This is a genomic window from Firmicutes bacterium HGW-Firmicutes-1, assembly GCA_002841625.1.
Lineage (GTDB): Bacteria > Bacillota > Clostridia > Lachnospirales > Vallitaleaceae > HGW-1.
In genome coordinates this window covers 195,293-213,353 of the sequence record PHAG01000010.1, presented here as the reverse complement: position 1 = coordinate 213,353, position 18,061 = coordinate 195,293, and the positions used below count along the sequence as shown (strand labels likewise).

General features: G+C 34.7%; 14 protein-coding genes and 1 other RNA gene. All 15 read right to left on the bottom strand.

Annotated features, from left to right (window positions below; genetic code table 11):
* Nucleotides 1-11 precede the first annotated feature (11 nt).
* The 15 genes from CVU84_13805 to CVU84_13735 all read right to left on the bottom strand — a co-directional run bounded on the left by CVU84_13805 (nt 12) and on the right by CVU84_13735 (nt 17,809).
* The gene (locus CVU84_13805) at nt 12-1,607 is read right to left on the bottom strand and encodes a DNA polymerase III subunit gamma/tau (protein PKM93976.1); all 1,596 of its coding nucleotides are present in this window, start codon (nt 1,605-1,607) and stop codon (nt 12-14) included.
* Between the two features lie 334 nt (nt 1,608-1,941).
* Nucleotides 1,942-2,204, bottom strand: an RNA gene (ffs, locus tag CVU84_13800) — signal recognition particle sRNA large type.
* A 256-nt stretch (nt 2,205-2,460) separates the two neighbouring features.
* Nucleotides 2,461-3,303, bottom strand: a complete 843-nt coding sequence (locus CVU84_13795; GenBank protein ID PKM93975.1) for a D-mannonate oxidoreductase — start codon at nt 3,301-3,303, stop codon at nt 2,461-2,463.
* Entirely contained in the window at nt 3,300-4,379 is a 1,080-nt protein-coding gene (gene uxuA / locus CVU84_13790; GenBank protein PKM93974.1) for a mannonate dehydratase, read from the bottom strand. The genes CVU84_13795 and uxuA overlap by 4 nt, the downstream gene beginning before the upstream one ends.
* A complete protein-coding gene (locus CVU84_13785; protein ID PKM93973.1) occupies nt 4,363-5,340 on the bottom strand; it encodes an EamA/RhaT family transporter in 978 nt (325 codons plus the stop codon). Before CVU84_13785 ends, uxuA begins: the two co-directional genes overlap by 17 nt.
* A 39-nt stretch (nt 5,341-5,379) precedes the next feature.
* The gene (locus tag CVU84_13780) at nt 5,380-6,678 is read right to left on the bottom strand and encodes a hypothetical protein (protein PKM93972.1); all 1,299 of its coding nucleotides are present in this window, start codon (nt 6,676-6,678) and stop codon (nt 5,380-5,382) included.
* Nucleotides 6,678-7,208, bottom strand: a complete 531-nt coding sequence (locus tag CVU84_13775; GenBank protein ID PKM93971.1) for a TRAP transporter small permease — start codon at nt 7,206-7,208, stop codon at nt 6,678-6,680. Before CVU84_13775 ends, CVU84_13780 begins: the two co-directional genes overlap by 1 nt.
* Nucleotides 7,209-7,359: 151 nt before the next feature.
* On the bottom strand, nt 7,360-8,400 hold the full coding sequence (locus tag CVU84_13770) for a C4-dicarboxylate ABC transporter (protein PKM93970.1): 1,041 nt from the start codon (nt 8,398-8,400) through the stop codon (nt 7,360-7,362).
* Between the two features lie 382 nt (nt 8,401-8,782).
* Entirely contained in the window at nt 8,783-9,781 is a 999-nt protein-coding gene (locus CVU84_13765; GenBank protein PKM93969.1) for a C4-dicarboxylate ABC transporter, read from the bottom strand.
* Between the two features lie 17 nt (nt 9,782-9,798).
* Entirely contained in the window at nt 9,799-11,379 is a 1,581-nt protein-coding gene (locus CVU84_13760) for a hypothetical protein (protein ID PKM93968.1), read from the bottom strand.
* On the bottom strand, nt 11,363-12,853 hold the full coding sequence (locus tag CVU84_13755; GenBank protein PKM93967.1) for a hypothetical protein: 1,491 nt from the start codon (nt 12,851-12,853) through the stop codon (nt 11,363-11,365). Before CVU84_13755 ends, CVU84_13760 begins: the two co-directional genes overlap by 17 nt.
* A gap of 79 nt (nt 12,854-12,932) precedes the next feature.
* On the bottom strand, nt 12,933-13,391 hold the full coding sequence (locus CVU84_13750) for a YhcH/YjgK/YiaL family protein (protein ID PKM93966.1): 459 nt from the start codon (nt 13,389-13,391) through the stop codon (nt 12,933-12,935).
* A gap of 69 nt (nt 13,392-13,460) precedes the next feature.
* Nucleotides 13,461-14,867: a glucuronate isomerase gene (locus tag CVU84_13745; protein ID PKM93965.1), complete on the bottom strand. Its 1,407-nt coding sequence runs from the start codon at nt 14,865-14,867 to the stop codon at nt 13,461-13,463.
* A gap of 18 nt (nt 14,868-14,885) precedes the next feature.
* Nucleotides 14,886-16,361, bottom strand: coding sequence for an altronate hydrolase (locus tag CVU84_13740; GenBank protein ID PKM93964.1), 1,476 nt, complete (start codon nt 16,359-16,361; stop codon nt 14,886-14,888).
* On the bottom strand, nt 16,358-17,809 hold the full coding sequence (locus tag CVU84_13735; GenBank protein PKM93963.1) for an altronate oxidoreductase: 1,452 nt from the start codon (nt 17,807-17,809) through the stop codon (nt 16,358-16,360). Before CVU84_13735 ends, CVU84_13740 begins: the two co-directional genes overlap by 4 nt.
* Nucleotides 17,810-18,061 lie beyond the last annotated feature (252 nt).

Here is an 18,061-nt window from a genome sequence, read left to right as displayed (position 1 = left end):
ATTTTGTTTTTCTATATTTCTTGTATCTCAAACTTGATTTGTGATTTTAACTCCTCAAAAAGATTTTTAGCATCCTTAGCCGCAGTTGTAATGTCCTTCGTTGCATGAGCAAGTGTATCATATTCCTGCACCGTCATAATTTTTAACTTAAACCTTTTTTGATGAAGACTTCCTAATATTTCATTTATTGTACTTGTAATTTCTGGTAAAATCAAGCGATTTTTTTGAATCTCATCTTCACAAATAATATATAAATATTCATCTTCTAAATATGCTGGAATAGCTCTAGTTAAAATAGCCCTTTCGAGTCCCGTAGTTCTCGCGACAAGCTCATCAAATCTAATCATCGCTTCTTTCACATCAGTAGGGATTGCATCCTTATGGATTGTTTTTTTCGCAACTTTAGGTTCGGGTATTTCGGCTTGCTTCTCAACTACTTTGGTAACTATGTTGCCTTCCTTAACCAGCTTTTCAAGATGTGATAATCGATCCATGATTCCAGTTAACGAACTCTCCGTTGAAGGTTGACATAATTTCATCAGTTCAACTTCAATTAAAACTCTCTTCTGAGAAGCTTGTTTCATTTTACTTTCTAACTCCGAAAAAACCTTTATATAATATATGATTATATCATCTTTTAATGAATGACTCTGTTGCTTCAGTACTGCAAAATTTTCATCTGACATTTCTACGATGCCTTCACTATCCCCTATGCTTTTAAAGACGATTAGGTTTCTAAAATAGTGAATAAGATCTATTACAAATTGAGGAAGGTCTCTACCTTGCACAAAAACCAACTCCATAATATCCATGCACTTCTTAACATCTTTTTCTTCAAGGGCTGAAACCAGCTTCGTAAAGACCGAGGTATCAACAGCACCTAATACATCTAGCACTTTACTGAAGGTAATCTCTTCTCCTAAATAAAAAGCAATGCATTGATCTAATATACTTAAAGCATCCCTCATAGAGCCGTCAGCTACTTTTGCAATGTATCTTATTGCGGCTTCTTCAGCCACAATTCCTTCTTCTTCTAAATATCTCATAATCGTTTTTGCAACTGTTATAACAGAGATTCTTTTAAAATCATATCTTTGGCACCTTGAAAGTATTGTCGCTGGAATCTTATGTGGCTCAGTTGTTGCAAGAATAAAAATAACGTGACTTGGTGGTTCCTCTAAGGTTTTCAGTAATGCGTTAAATGCTCCTTGAGATAACATATGAACCTCATCAACAATGTACACCTTATACTTGCCTTCTGTAGGCGTATATCTTACTTCTTCTCGTATTTCTCTTATATTGTCAACGCCATTATTTGAAGCAGCATCGATTTCAATGATGTTCATGCTCTGGTTAAAGCTTAGATTTTCGCATACTGGGCAATGATTGCATGGACTCCCCTCAACTGGTGCTTCACAATTAACCGCCTTTGCAAATATTTTTGCTGTTGATGTTTTGCCTGTACCTCTAGTACCACAAAACAAATAGGCATGGCCAATTCTGCCCGCCTTGATTTGATTGGTTAATGTCTTAACGATATGTTCTTGTCCAACTACATTTTCAAAGCAATCAGGACGCCATTTTCTGTATAACGCTGTATATGCCATTTTGCACTTCCCTATATTAAGCAATTTATATTATCAATAATTTATTCAAAAAATACACGCCTCTGCATTTCATCATATCCCAGAGGTGGGAACTTGTTTCTTATCGGTCAATGTTACAAAACCTCCGTATTCGCTTACAATAATTATATCATATTGCAAACTTTGTCACAATATAAAGTCAAGCACCAATCACTTTGATCTAAGATAGCTTTTCTATTTACTTGTTCAAATTGTCTCTGCCAAATAAAGCCTAACAGTACGAAATGAAATGTTTATTCATAAATTAAAAACCACTATAAGTGGTTTCATTTTTTGCTATATTATATATTAAATTCCGCGCATCGCACTTTGACAATCATCCATAAGCGTTACCTTTATAGTTAACTCAAGCTAGGCTACCTTACGGCACACCAGAGGTTCTACTTAGTGCTGCTTCCTTCCGGACCTGACACGATTCGTAGATTCTAATTGCGTAAGACCCAATTATCATCGCCACTTGTAAAGGGCAGCCCTACAAATTGAAGGCCTCAGATTGATATCGCCCCTGCTATAGCGGATTGCAGGTACAGGGCACCGCTATCTCCCCGGTTTGCGCGGAAACTTTATGACAGTGTGGTCGTAACGATTAGTATATTACTTTTTGATTGATCTGTCAAGATGAATTGACCTGTTAAATAATGTTAAATATTACAATTGCATTACCTTGCTAAGAAACAAAATAAGCTCACCATTTAAGCAGTGAACTCATCTTGCAGAAAAAAATCTATTTATAGGAAGGGGTTTGGATATGGCATTATGAATGTACATGATTTCTAATAAATCTAACTACTGTTTATTCATATATGACGTTATATCAAACGCCTGAGTACGCCATAAATCCGCCATCAACTGGCACCACAATGCCCGTTACAAATGCTGACATACTGTTATCACATAACCATAACAAAGTGCCTAGCAAATCTTCTGGCTGACCAAAACGTCTCATTGGGGTATGATCAATAATCTTTTGGGAACGTTCTGTTAGTGTACCATCTTCATTAACCAATAATTTTTCATTTTGGGCTGTGATAAAGAAGCCAGGAGCAATCGCATTCACTCTTATACCAACCTCTGCCATATGAACAGCTAGCCATTGTGTAAAATTACTAATCGCTGCTTTAGCAGCACTATACGCAGGTACCTTTGTCATTGGACAAGGTGCACTCATGGAGGAAATGTTCAGGATTGTTGCTCCTTCTTTGCCAACCATTGGTTTAGAAAAAACCTGTGTGGCTATAAGTGTTCCCATAAAATTCAAATTAAAAACAAATTCAAACCCTTTTAGGTCTAAATCAAAGAAGGTTGTGATGCCCTCTACTGGAGTCAGATCATTTATCGATAGTGTTTCCTTCGTTGTTGATGCCTTCGGATGATTTCCACCGGCTCCATTGATTAATATGTCGCATCCACCAAAGACCTCTAAAACCTTATCCTTAGCCGCTTCAACACTCTCAACTTCTAAAACGTTACAACCAACTGCTATTGCAATACCGCCTTCTTGCTTAATGCTGTCTGCAGTTCTCTGTGCAGCTTCTATAGATAAATCCAGTATAGCTACCTTAACACCTTGAGCTGCCAATTCTTTGGCAAAAGCGCCACACAAAATGCCGCCTCCACCAGTAATAACAGCTACCTTATCTTTTAATTGATTCCTCATTTGAGCGCCTCCATTCTTTCGATTGCTTCCCATAAGCCACTTAAATAGGAAATACCAAGGGCACGATCATATAATCCGTAGCCTGGTCTACCCTTTTCTCCCCAAATCATTCGTCCGTGATCCGGTCGTAGGTAGCCCTCAAATCCAATCTCATAATAAGCCTTCATAATATCAAACATATCTAATGAACCATCTTCAGTCTTGTGGGCAGCCTCTTCAAAATCTCTACCTTCTTTAAAACGAATATTTCTGACATGACCAAAATGCACTCTACCCATATGTCCAAAATAGCGTATCAGCTCAGGAATATTATTTTCTCTATTCGCCCCCAAAGAACCACTGCAAAGAGTTAATCCGTTATATGGACTATCTACCAGGCTGAGTACTCTTTCAATACTTTCTTTTGAATTTACTATACGTGGAAGCCCAAATATTGGCCATGGTGGATCATCTGGATGTATTGCCATTTTAATACCACACGTCTCTGCTACTGGTATAATTGCTTCTAAAAAATATTTTAAGTTAGCAACAAGCTTTTCTTCATCAACTTCTTTATATTGTTCAAACAACTTCTTGATTTCTTTCAGCCTTTCAGGTTCCCAACCAGGCAATATAAAACCATTTGAATTGTTTTCAATTGCATCTATCATCTTTTGTGGATCTGTATCTTCAATTTCATCTTCTTCATATGAAAGCACATTAGAACCATCTTCACGTAACTTGGCTAAATCTGTTCGTGTCCAGTCAAAAACTGGCATAAAATTATAACAGACCACCTTAATGCCTATTTTAGCCAAATTCATCAATGTCTCTTTATAATTTTCAATATATTGATCTCTTGTTTCAAGTCCTAGCTTAATGTCTTCATGTACATTAACACTTTCGATAACTTCTAAGGTTAGACCTGAACTTTCTACTTCATTTTTTAGAGCAACAATTTTCTCAAGAGGCCACACTTCACCAACAGGTACATCGAATATCGCCCCAACGATGCCTGTAGTTGTAGGTATTTGTCTAATTTGTTCTAAGGTAATTTTGTCATCCTTAGAACCATACCACCTAAATGTCATTTTCAAAATTTAACACCTCCTTGCTATTTTTATTCACTAAATAAATGCCAGTTGCCGACAGTACCAAGCTTATGATTATATTGATATTTAAGATTTCATTTGGTAATACAATTGAGCTAATCATCGTCCCAAATATTGGTATTAAGAATATATAAATCGTCACTGTCGTTGCCTTATTATGCTTTAATAGGTTATACCATATGACAAAGGCGATTGCCGAAACAAGGGCTGAAAAAATCAATAACACGAGCGCTAAGGCGTTAAATTTCAAGTGAAATCCACCCTTCGCAATTAATCCAACCCCAAGCAATACTACGGAGCCAAATAAAAACTGATAACAATTCATTACGGTTGGATCATATATTTTAGATATCTTTTTCCCATAAATAACAGCAAAAGCGGACGCAATTGATGAAATAATCAAAAACCCTTCTCCATACACACTAAAATTTAGGGCCAATCCACCTCCGCCTATTTTACTCATATTAACAAGAATAATACCTGTAAATCCTAATATAATCCCTAATGCTTTATTAAGATTAATCCGGTCATTCTTATAAATAAAGTGGGCAATGATAACTACAATTAACGGCTTTGATGTATCTAACAAAACACCCTTAATTGCGGTAGTGTTGGCTACCCCTGTATAAAAGAAGAAATACTGTATTGTTGTGTTTAACAGTCCAAAAATGATAAAAGGCATGATACTACGCTTATTCATTTCAGGAATTTTTTTGTTTTTAATAAAATAATAAATAAAGACAATCATTCCCGCCAATAAAAATCTTAACCCTGCAAATACCATTTTCGAAAATATATCATTGGGTTGTAGTCCTAATTCTTGGTAACTTATTTTCAATATAGGGAAGGCTGTGCCCCATAACAAACAACATATAACTGCTAGTATTACAACAGATTGCTTTTGGTCATATTTCAAGGAAATTTTCGTCCTTTGTTGATTAGCCATGTTTATCTCCTATCCTTGATCTTCGCAATCTGATCGATTTTATTTTAATAACAGATTCGGTACGAACATAACAACTTGAGGAACAAGGGTTATTAATATTAATACAGATACCATTACTGCGTAGAAAGGCAGTAAGGATTTTGTCATTTTTTCTATTGAGACCTTCCCAACAGCACAACCTACAAAGAGTGCTCCACCTACTGGAGGTGTACATAAACCAATTGCTAGATTAAGAATAAGAACTACTCCAAAATGTACCGGATCCATTCCTAGCGATGTAACAACTGGAAGTAATATAGGCGTCAAAATAAGGATTAATGGTGCCATATCCATAATACATCCTAATAAAAGTACAAGTAACGTAATGAGTAATAATAATACGTATTTGTTGTCTGATATTGTTAAAAGTGCATTTGTTGCTAAAGCAGGCACTTGTAATAATGCAAGCATATGTCCAAATGCTTTAGCGGCTGCTATTAAACTAAGTACTAAAGCTAAGGTCTTTAAAGCATTGTATAAAATCTGACTCATTCTTTTTAATGGTATTTCTCGATATACAAAAAATGTTATAATAAATGCATACAAGCAAGCAACTGCCGCTGATTCTGTAGCTGTGAAGACACCAGTCAAAACACCACCCATAATAATTACTGCTGTAAATAATCCAAAAAATGCATTAAAGGAGATTTTTATTTTTTCCCTGAAAGCAATTTTTTCACCTTTTGGATAGCCTCTTTTTACTGCTATAAAATAACTCAAAATCATTAATGCAACTCCTAGTAAAATACCAGGAACCATGCCTCCTAGGAATAGCTTACCCACGGATACTCCTCCGCCAGCTGCTAAGGAATAAATAATCATATTATGACTTGGTGGAATAATAACACCTTGACAAGAGCTAGTAACTGTTACTGCTACTGCATAATCATCATCATAACCATTGTCCTTCATCATAGGAATTAATATTGCGCCGATTGAAGAAACGTCAGCAACAGCTGATCCTGATATTCCTCCGAAGAACATACTAGCTAATATATTCACTTGAGCAAGACCACCTCTAACTCGACCTACCATAACATTAGCAAATTCAATCAATCGTCTAGATATGCCTCCTGCTCCCATAATTTCACCAGCAATGATAAAAAATGGAATCGCCATTAATGATGAAGATTCAATACCTTTTACCATCTTGAGCATAACTGTCATCAATGGTACCTGATAATATATCGCTGTAACGACTGTTGAAAGTGCAAGTGAAAACGTTACGGGTACCTTAAGCATTAACAAAATAATAAATGATATTAGTAAAATTGCAATTGCAACACCTGTACTTGGCATTATTCATTACCTCCTAATGATAAACTCTTTAAGGCTTCACTGACCTCATCTTCTTGAACATCGGACTGATTTAAGCCTAATAAATTAATAAAGCTATCATAAGTTACTAAAATTCCTGAAAGCGGTACAATCCCATACAAGTAACCTGTTGGCATTTTCGTAGCTGGCATTGTGGAATTCATTGTAATAGCTGCTAGCTTCCAACCATAAATAATCATAATAATACCAAAAATCATAATACTTAAGTCTACAAATTTTCCAATCCATTTTTGGATATTCTCTGGAAATAACCTTGAAAACACTTCAATACTAATATGAAGCTTTTTCTTAACCCCAATAGCCAAACTGATAAATCCAAACCAAACCATCATAATCAATGGTACTTCTTCAGACCATCTAATACTAAAATCCAGAATATATCTACAAAAGACCTGGATGCACGTTAAAGCCGTTATAAGAACAAGTAATAGCTTTGCAAACCCAACCATGAGTTCATGAAATCGATCCACAACTTTTCTAACTACATTCATAACTTTGGCCTCCTTTTATATTTTTAATAGGTTTCTTTCTTTTTAATATTGAAAGCTGGATTGCTCCAGCTTTCAATATTAACTTATATATTTTATTGCTAATTGTTAGAAGAATGTCTTCTTAAATTAAGCATTATTGCTGGTTCAAAGCTTATTTCATATCTTGAATTTGTTTGATTACATCTGCATAATCAGCTGCATATTTATCATATACTGGTTTCATTGCTGCCGCAAATTCTGCTTTAGTTGCATCATCTAGTTCAGTAATGATTGAGCCTGCTGCAACAACTTTTGCTCTTGATACTTCTTCTTTAGCAGTCCATTGCTCTATTTGGAAGGCTTGTGCTTCTTTTGCAGCTTCTTTAATAATTACTAAATCTTCTGTAGAAACTTTTTCCATAGCTACTTTACTTGCAACAATAATTTCAGGTACTCTTACGTGACCATCTAAAGTGTAATATTTTGCTACTTCAAAATGAGAAGAAGTGTCATAACTTGGCCAGTTGTTTTCAGCTCCATCAATAACGCCTGTTTGAATTGAGCTATATACTTCACCGTAAGGCAGTGGAGTTGGAGAAGCACCAAGTGCGGATACCATATCCATCATTAACTCACTTTGCATAACTCTAATTTTTAAGCCTTTTAAATCTGCTAAAGACTTGATTTCTTTTTGTGAATTGTAGAAGTTTCTTGCGCCTGGATCAAACCATCCAAGTCCAATAAAGTTCGCTGCTTCAACACTAGCTAAGAAATCATCACCAATTGTGCTATTAAGTACTGACCACATATGATCGCCATCACGATATATGTAAGGTAATTGAAGTACATTTAATGAAGGTGAGAATTCTGTTAATGGCGCGATACTTGTTCTTGTAATATCAATAGCACCAATTTGAACTTGTTCAATAACGTCTTTTTCTTCCCCTAATTGAGCCGCTGGAAATACTTCAATCTTAACACGACCTTCTGTTTTTTCTTCAACCAATCTAGCAAATTCATAATCACCTAACGTTGTAGGATAATCTGCTGGATGAGTTTCAGCTAATCTTAAAACTACCGCTTCAACTGGCGCAGCATTTTCTTCCGCTTTTGGAGCGTCTGGTGTAGTTTCTGGAGTTGTTTTTGCACAACCTACTGCAACTGTAGCAAATAAAGTAACTGCTAAAAGAACACTTAATATTTTCTTAATCATTTGGTGTTACCCCCTTGAAATTTAATTTGATTGACTTACCTGTCAAGGAACATGATACAGCAATCTGCTTTCAATTACCCTACAAAATATTGTTGTTCCCAAGAGTATATTGCTCAATTTCAAATAGTTTAATCTACAAGGGGTTAGATACTGGATTATCTTGTGATTCCAGCATTATATTGTTGTCAGGGAATCTATGCAAAACAAGAAAATCGGCTATGCAGCGTTAAATAACATTGTTATTTTTACGCTGAGTTATAATCCTCGTTACCTTCCTGCCGCTTTTCCAATTATTTATGCGTGGGTTTCCTTATCAACAAAAAACTCCGATAAAACGTCGACGACATTTTATCGGAGTACAATCATATTATTCTTTTTTAGGCTACTTCATTACTTGAATTTGTTTGACAATATCCATATAATCCTTTGCATACTTCGTATAAATAGGAGATACCGCTTTTACAAAAGCCTCTTTGTCTTCAATTTCAGTAATCACACAACCTTCAGCTCTCATTTTCTTTTCTGATTCCTTTTCTTTCTCTTGCCATTTCTCTCTTTGAAACATTTGCGTTTCCTGTGCACATTCCTTAATGATTTCAAGATCTTCTTCGGAAATCCGATCCAAAACCATTGTACTAGCTATCAGTATCTCTGGCACTCTTACATGTTCATCTACAGTAAAATACTTGGCTACTTCGTAATGAGACGAGGTGTCGTAACTTGGAAAGTTATTTTCTGCACCATCAATAATACCTGTTTGAATAGAACTATATACTTCTCCATAGGGCATAGGTGTGACAGACGCGCCAAGAGCCTTAGCCATGTCTACCATCAACTCACTTTCCATTACTCGAAACTTAAGACCTTTCAAGTCCTCAATCGTACGAATCTCTCTAACTGAATTATAAAAGTTTCTAGCCCCACCATCATACCAACCTAGACCTATAAAGCCTTCGTCCTCAATACTCTTTAAAAAGAAGTCTCCAATAGAGCTGTTTAGTACTTTCCACATATGATCACCGTCTCTATAGATATAAGGTAATTGCAGAACATTGAGCTCTGTAGCAAATTCAGATAATGGAGCTAAGCTAGTTCTAGCAAAATCAATTGCTCCAAATTGCACTTGCTCTAGCACAGACTTTTCTTCTCCCAATTGTTGACTATCATATACCTTAATAATAATCCTACCATCTGTTTTTTCTTCGACAAGTCTTGCAAACTCTTTATCAGCTAATGTTGTTGGATAATCTGACGGATGTATTTCTGCCATTCGAAAAACGACCGCATTTTCATAATCTGCATTTTTATCTCTTTGGCAACCTACTATTATGAGCAAAACAATTAAGAATGGTAGGGCATATCTTTTCACTTTTCTATACATCGTGTTTACCCCCCTTTTTAATTCATCATCATTTTGTTGCGATACTCGGTTGGTGTAATGCCTTCATATTTTTTAAAAACCCTAGTAAAATAATTTGGGTCAACATAACCTATCATTTGTGTAATTTCTTTAATATTCAGTAGCGGATTTTTTAATAATTTTTTAGCTTTTTTAATCCTAACACTTGATAAATAATCTGTAAAGCTACAGTTTTGATATTTTTTAAACATCTTGCAAAAATAGTAGGTACTGAATCCACATTGCTGAGCTACGTCTTCCAAGGTCAAGTTATCGGCATAATGATCATCAATATATTTCACAACTTTGTTTAAAATCAAACCAGTTTTATCCGTTTTCATTTGATTTATTTCTTCAATCACATTTAGAAGGTATTCATGTATAAACACCTTGGCTTCCCCTTTAGAATATACCGTTTTCAAATCATCAAATAGTTTCTCGGGTACCCTGTTTTGAAAATTGCGATCACTATTAAGGGATTTATTCAGTAAAATTAAAAATTCATATAACTTAATCCTTATATCACTAATATCGTTAGAAGAATAAATGATATTATCTAAAATATCTTCCACAATAAGAATCATTTCTCTTATATTACCCTCTATAATACTTTCACAAAGCTCTTTTTCCTTAATATCTAAAGAATTCACTTTGGGAACATGAACGTCTTCTTCAATCATCAGCACCCTATTTTTGCATGCAATTTTAGCTTGTGAAAAGGACTTCCACAGTTCAGAAATACTATCATATTCGTTGCCGCATCCAATGCTGACACACGCATTGATTTGATCTGACATAACCTCTCTTATCTTTTTAATTTCGGCTTCAATGAGTTGTACATAAACTTCCTTATTGCCTTCAGGATATCCGAAAATCATGATATAAATTGTGTTCCGTATTGTATTCATCAAAAACTTAATATTTTTAATCCGTAATGAATTTAATAACTTTTCAGAAAAACGTTTTTTAATCATATTTTTATTAATGTGTGTCATATGCTCATTAAAAAAATCTAATTTAATAGCAATTCCGAAGCCTTGATTAAATTCAGTCAGCATAAAACTCAAATAATCACTAGCTTGTTGCTCATCAATTTCACCCGAAATAACAGAGGTTAAAAATTCGCTTTCTAAATATTTAGAGACTTGTGAAAGTTTTTCTTCCATATCTTTTTTGTTTAGATTTGCCTTTTCATGTTTTTCAATTTCTTCAATTGTTTTACTGAGCACTTCAATGACTCTTTCTTTCGAAGCAGGTTTTACAATAAAATCTTCAACTCCGATTTTAATGGCTTCATGTGCATATTCAAACTGATTAAACGCTGTTAAGAATATAATTTTACTATCACTATAAATTTTCTTTAAGATTTTAGCTGCTTCTATGCCATTTAACCCAGGCATTTTAATATCTAATATTACGATATCTGGATTAAAGATCGTAGCTACAGATATCGCTTCCTGTCCATTTGAGGCTTCTTCAATTTCTCCTATCTTTAAGTTACTTTCCTTTACGATATACTTAAGTGCATCTCTTTCTATACTCTCATCATCTACGATTAAAAGTTTATACACGTTTCTCACCCCTCAATTCATTGGGTATACTCATTTCAATGATTGTTCCAAATCCCAGTCTACTCTTAATCACAAAACTACTTTGATGATTAAAAAATGTTTGAAATCTACTATAAACATTAATCAAACCTATGCTCTTAGATGCTTTTTTTGTATCTTTCTCTAATACAGCTTGAATTTTCTCTTTCGACATACCAAATCCATTGTCAATTAACTTAATAATTGTAGTATTGTTTTTTTCATAAATTTTTAGACGAACGATTCCCCCTTCAATTTTAGGTTCTATACCATGGATAATGGCATTTTCAACCAAAGGTTGTAAGGAAAAAACGGGCAAATATATTTTAGAGGTATCAACTCTACATTTTACATCATATCGCAAACGATCTTTGAATCTAAATCTCTGTAAATAAATATATTCATCAATCATAATTAACTCTTCTTTTAGAGAGATTGATTTGCCTGTACTTTGTAAACTAAATCTAAATATATTCGATAACGCACCGATCAGCTTCGTTGTATCGTCTGCTTTTTCAAACATAGCTGTTCTTGAAATCGTATTCAAGGTATTAAACAAAAAGTGGGGATTAATTTGTGATTGAAGTGCTAAAAACTCAGCCTCTTGCAATAGTTGCTGGGTTTGAATCAGTTCCATCTCTTCTTCATGTAATTTTCTTTCTATAAGAGCTTTTTGTTTTAGATCATTTACCAAGCTGTTAATACTCTTATTCATTGTATTGAAGGAATCTGCTAAAATACCTACTTCATCGGTTGAATTCACTTCTACGCTATCAACATCTAATTGACCTTCTGAAATTTTAATAGATGCATTTACTAATTTTTTAATTGGTGCAACAACATAATTTGAAAAGACCCCACCAAATAAAAGAGATAGTAAAAAAGTAACCAGGATAATTCCTAATGAAATGCTTCTTATGAAAATAGAATCTTCTACTAAGTCATTATATAGCGTCGCACCTTCATTCAAACTATTGTAAAGAAGGTCTTGTATGTATTGCTCAGTAAAGACATGGGCCTCTATACCTTCGTAATAATCTACATAATACTTGGTTTCATTGTTGTCTCTTAATAAGATTGCGTTATCCCACTTATTCATGTAATACGCAACTGAATACTTAATGGCGTTAATGGAAAAATGCGCTTCTAAAGATGAAAACCGACTGTCAAGTTCTTGAATTAATAAATTTATTTCACCTTTCGTAAGCTGATATTTATGCTTATACTCAATATCGAGATTCTTCAAGTATGCTTCTGCGTAAGTTTGATTATTTCTGGTCAACACCAACAGCTCATTAATTTTATAGTAATTGGTTAAATTCTCATTAAACTGATCCATTACCTTATAGTTGTTATTGTGTAAATATAAATTAATGATGGCACCAAAAAAAGAGATGATAAAAAAGTAGGTGAGCAATTTTCTTTTTAAAGATAATTTAGACCAATAGCTATTGTATTTTTTCACGATACATCTCCAATCATGATCATATTAAGGCTGTAGGTATCTATTTATATTTTAATCCGTATATACATCTATGTCTATTCTAACGTAGCTTGACTTTAATAACAACCTTTTCAACCTCTACACTATTATGCATTATTTTAGGCATATGAAGGTCTTCAGGAAAAACAATTGCAAAACGATCCTTCTTCAAAGTATAAATAATTTCAGGTGTTGCAAAATATTTTGTCATATCCTTTTCTGCTTGATAAGGGTCAGTAATTACTACGCCTTCTGATGTAGCATCGATATAACCAAAACCTTCCTCTCCAGATAAAACAATTTGAATATCTGCATAATTCAGATGACTTTCAAAAAAGCATTCTTCCATTGTCTTTGCAACATATCGATCTCGAATGATAAAAACCTCATCCCCATCAATGAAATGCTTCCCTTGGTTAAGGGCAAGCATATCGGTAGCTTGAATATAGTTAATAGCTGTCTTAAAATTATTTGATAATGTATTGAATTTTTCTATATCTTGAATAGTTCCAATAATCATTTGTATATCCTCCTATTGTTATAATAGCTTCTTTATTACTAACTATGTCTAAACGCCCCTACCTTCAACTTACTTCGTTTGATTAAAGAATTTCATCGCATTATTAAAGCAGATATTTTCAACGATTTGTCCTAGATATTCAATATCTTCTGGATATTCCCCGTTTTCTACCCACTCACCAATTTTATTGCATAGAATACGTCTAAAATACTCATGTCTGGTATAGGATAAAAAGCTTCTTGAATCTGTTACCATCCCAACAAAGCGGCTGAGTAGCCCCAGCTGGCTAAGCGCTTCCATTTGTCTTACCATACCATCCTTTTGATCATTAAACCACCATCCGGAACCAAACTGCATCTTACCAGGTATACCTCCTCCTTGGAAATTCCCTAGCATAGTAGCAAGTACTTCATTGTCCCTAGGATTCAAACAATATAAAATAGTTTTTGGCAAATCATTTGTGATATCTAGCGCATTCAATAAATGAGATAATTCTTCTGCTACAAGTCCATCATTAATGGAATCAAAGCCAGTATCCGGTCCTAACTTCTGAAGCATTCTTGTTGAGTTATTACGAAGGGCACCAATATGGTATTGCATAGTCCAACCGAGCCTAGCGTATTCTCTTCCAAAAAATCGCAACATATATCCTTTGTACTTTTTAATATCCATTAGAGATAAGGGTGCATTTTTCAAGCCTTTCTTGAAAATATTATTGGCTTCCTCATAAGAGGTATCCTGATAATGAACTGTGTCTAATGCATGGTCGGAAATAAAACACCCATTTTCATGAAACCATTCAATTCGTTGCACCAAGTAATGGGTTAAATCTTGTAGCTGTACAATCGGCTTACCTATTATGCTCTCAAAGTTAGCTATCCAATCCACAAACCAGCTTAGTTCAATGTTGATGGCTTTATCCGGTCTAAAGGTTGGAAGTACTTTAACCTCAAAGCTTTTATCTTCTGCAATTACTCTATGATACTCTAGGGAATCTAATGGATCATCTGTTGTACAAATAACTTTAACGTTAGAGCTTTTTATTAGAGATCTTGCCGTTATTTCACCACTTGTTAGTTGTGCATTACACTTATTCCATATCATCTCTGCCGTTTTAGGTGATAAGGTTTCATTGATTCCAAAATATCTTTGTAATTCTAAATGTGTCCAGTGATAGACTGGATTACCTATGGCCTCAGGGACAGTTTCAGCCCATTTCAAAAACTTATCATAATCAGATTGATCTCCTGTAATATAATCTTCATCAATGCCATTTGATCGTAATACTCGCCATTTATAATGATCGCCACCAAGCCACAGCTCTGTGATATTTCTATACTTCTTATCGATTGCAATTTCTTTCGCACTTAAGTGACAATGATAATCACAAATTGGCATTGCTTTCGCGTACTTATGGTAAAGCACCTTGCTCGTTTCATTTATTAAAAGAAAATCTTGATTCATAAATTTTTTCATATAAGTGCTCCTTCTTGTTTATAATGTAACTCCAGATTTAAAAATAGCAATTTCTCTTGCATTGTTTTTTTCATTGTTCGTCTTGTCACCATTCACAACACTCACGATATAATCAATGAACTGAACTAGTAAGACGTCCATTGGTACTGCCTCCGTCAGTTGACCAGCATCAAAATCTATCCAATGCTTTTTCTTTTTCGCTAGCTCAGAGTTGGTTGATATCTTAACGGTTGGAACAAAGCCTCCGAAGGGTGTTCCTCTTCCTGTAGTAAAGAGAACCAATTGGCATCCCACGATACCTAATGAGGTTGTTGCAACTAAGTCATTCCCTGGGGCACTTAGTAAATTCAAGCCCCTTTCTGTTATTTGCTCTCCAACACGTATCACATCGACCACCTTTGAAAGTCCGGCTTTTTGTGTACAACCTAGAGACTTGTCTTCAAGGGTTGTAATTCCACCCTTTTTATTTCCAGGAGAGGGGTTGTCGTAGATCACTTGACCGTGTTGCTTGTAATATAGCTTAAAATCATTTACCATTTTCACAATTTTATGATAAACAACTTCATTCTTAGCTCTACTCATTAGAATAGTTTCCGCTCCAAACATTTCAGGTACTTCCGTTAGTACTGTTGTACCTCCATGGTAATTTACATAGTCTGAAAACACACCGAGTAACGGATTGGCAGTAATGCCGCTAAGCCCATCTGAGCCGCCACATTCTAACCCGATTTTTAACTCCGATAGCTTACCTTCAACTCTTTGATCTGTTTTCATTATGGAGTAGAGTGTTTCTAAGGCACTGACACCTTCTTCAATTTCATCGTCCACATTCTGGCTTTCTAAGAACATAACCCGATCTTCATCGTATTGGACTAAAGATTCCTTAAAGGAAGCTAATTGATTGTTCTCACAACCTAAACCAATCACGAGAACACCACCCGCATTAGGATGCTTTGCTATGCTTTGCAAAGATACCTTTGTATTTTCTAAATCATCTCCCATTTGAGAACAACCATAGTTATGCCCAAATACGTATATACCATCTATTTCTATAGTTGCATGTTGACTTTTAAACGTATCTATAATCCTTTGGGCTGTACTGTTTATACAACCGACTGTTGGAACAATCCATAATTCATTTCGAATACCCACCAGCCCATTTTTGCGACGGTAGATATGTACCGTCTTGTTTACGATATCCGTTTCAACTGTTTCAAATTTTGGTTGATACGTATACTCATTCACATCATCTAATTTAGTCTTCGTGTTATGTGTATGGACAAAGGATCCTTTTGAAATGCTCTTAGTTGCTTTTCCAATCGGTGCCCCATATTTGATGATGTCTTCTCCTGCTGCAATATCAAAAATAGCCACTTTATGACCTTTTCCAATGTCTTCGAGGAGCACCAGCTCGCCAACAGTTTCTCCTTTTGAAAAATCTGTCAAAGCGACCAATACATTATCAGCTTCATGAATCTTTATATATGGTTTCATCCAACCACCTCACTTAAGGCTTTTTTCATCCCTTCTTTTAATATTAGGTAGACACTTTTTGTGATAAAATCATTTAAACCTTCTATTGCATTAAGATCAATTCCCCAATGTTCCTTTAGACCAAGATAGGTAGCAGTAATGCTTTCTACACTTTCATAGGAACCATCATATTGTGCCCATAGCTTCGTATAAAGCTCTAAAAACTCTTTGTTATCTTGCAGTGGGATTGTTGCTCCTTCTCTTTCTCCTTTAAAAAACACCAATTGACTTGCAAGAGAAAAAAGCAATCTCCTAGGTAAGGTTCCTTTTCTTTCTATAGAAGCAATTACTGAAGGAAGATCTCTGGTCTTATATTTCGTCGTTGCATTCAAAGATATGGATAGTAACTCATGTCTGATAAACGGGTTTTTAAATCTTTGAAGTACGTCCTTCGCAAATTGAATACATTCTTCTACTGGTAAATCCAAGGTAGGTATAATTTCATCAAAAATCATTTTTTCAACAAACTCTCCAAGGATTTCGTCTTCAAGGGCTTCTTTTACTGTATCAATGCCATATAAATATGCTACAGGTACCAATGCCGTATGTGCTCCATTTAATATACGCACCTTTCTTTCTTTGTAGGGAGTAATGTCCTTAACGAATAGAACATTTAAACCAGCAAGGTTTACTGGAAATTCTTTTTCTACTTTTTCATCTCCTCCAATTACCCATAAGTGGAACAATTCGCCTTTTATAATTGAATGGTCAAAATATCCAAGCGCTTTCGTAAGTGTATCAATTTCGTTTACAGGATACCCTGGTACAATACGATCTACCAACGTATCACAAAAAATATTAGCATCATTTAACCAATCAAAAAAATCAGCTTCTAGGTTGTTTAATAATGCCAATTCATTCAATACTTTGTTTAGCTCATGGCCATTGTGATCGATCAATTCACAAGGCAGTATGATGAGCCCTTTTTGATAATCTCCCTCAAAATGAAGATATCTATTATAGAGTAACGCCAATAATTTTCCTGGGAATGAAGCAGGGCACTTAGTAAGGTCTGTATCCTGTAAATCCAGTACAATACCTGCTTCCGTTGTATTTGATATAATAAAACGCAAATCTTCACTTTTTGCATATTCCAAATACGCATCATAGCTTTCATATGGATTTATAAAATCATCTAAAACAGATATAACTGATTGCTTACTTACAGCTTCTCCAGCTTGAAGCCCTTCCAGATACAAGGTATATAAACCATCCTGCTCCGCTAAATTCTTCACCCTTCCTAATTCGAGTGGCTGAACAACTGCAACGTTTGTATTAATCACTCCTTGGTCATTTCCTGCTTGAATAATCCAATCAACAAAGGCTCTTAAGAAATTACCTTCACCAAATTGAAGAATTTTTATTGGACGTTTTACTTTGCTAATAATTGATTGATTCAGATTTTTCATAGCTTTTATCACTCCATTTTAAATATATTTTGTGTTAGATAATTTCTTTTACTACAATCAGTAGTTTTCAATTTCTTAGAAACGCATTTTCATGAAAGTTACTCAATGAATAAAAAATGACCTTTCTAATATCACCTTAGATGCACGCGCATCTAGTTGAAGATCTTCCTAGATGCTTTGGCTCAAAAGATGAATATGTCAAAAGATCATTTGAACAAAGTCATTTCGTAGAGTTCAAGTAATTTAACTGTA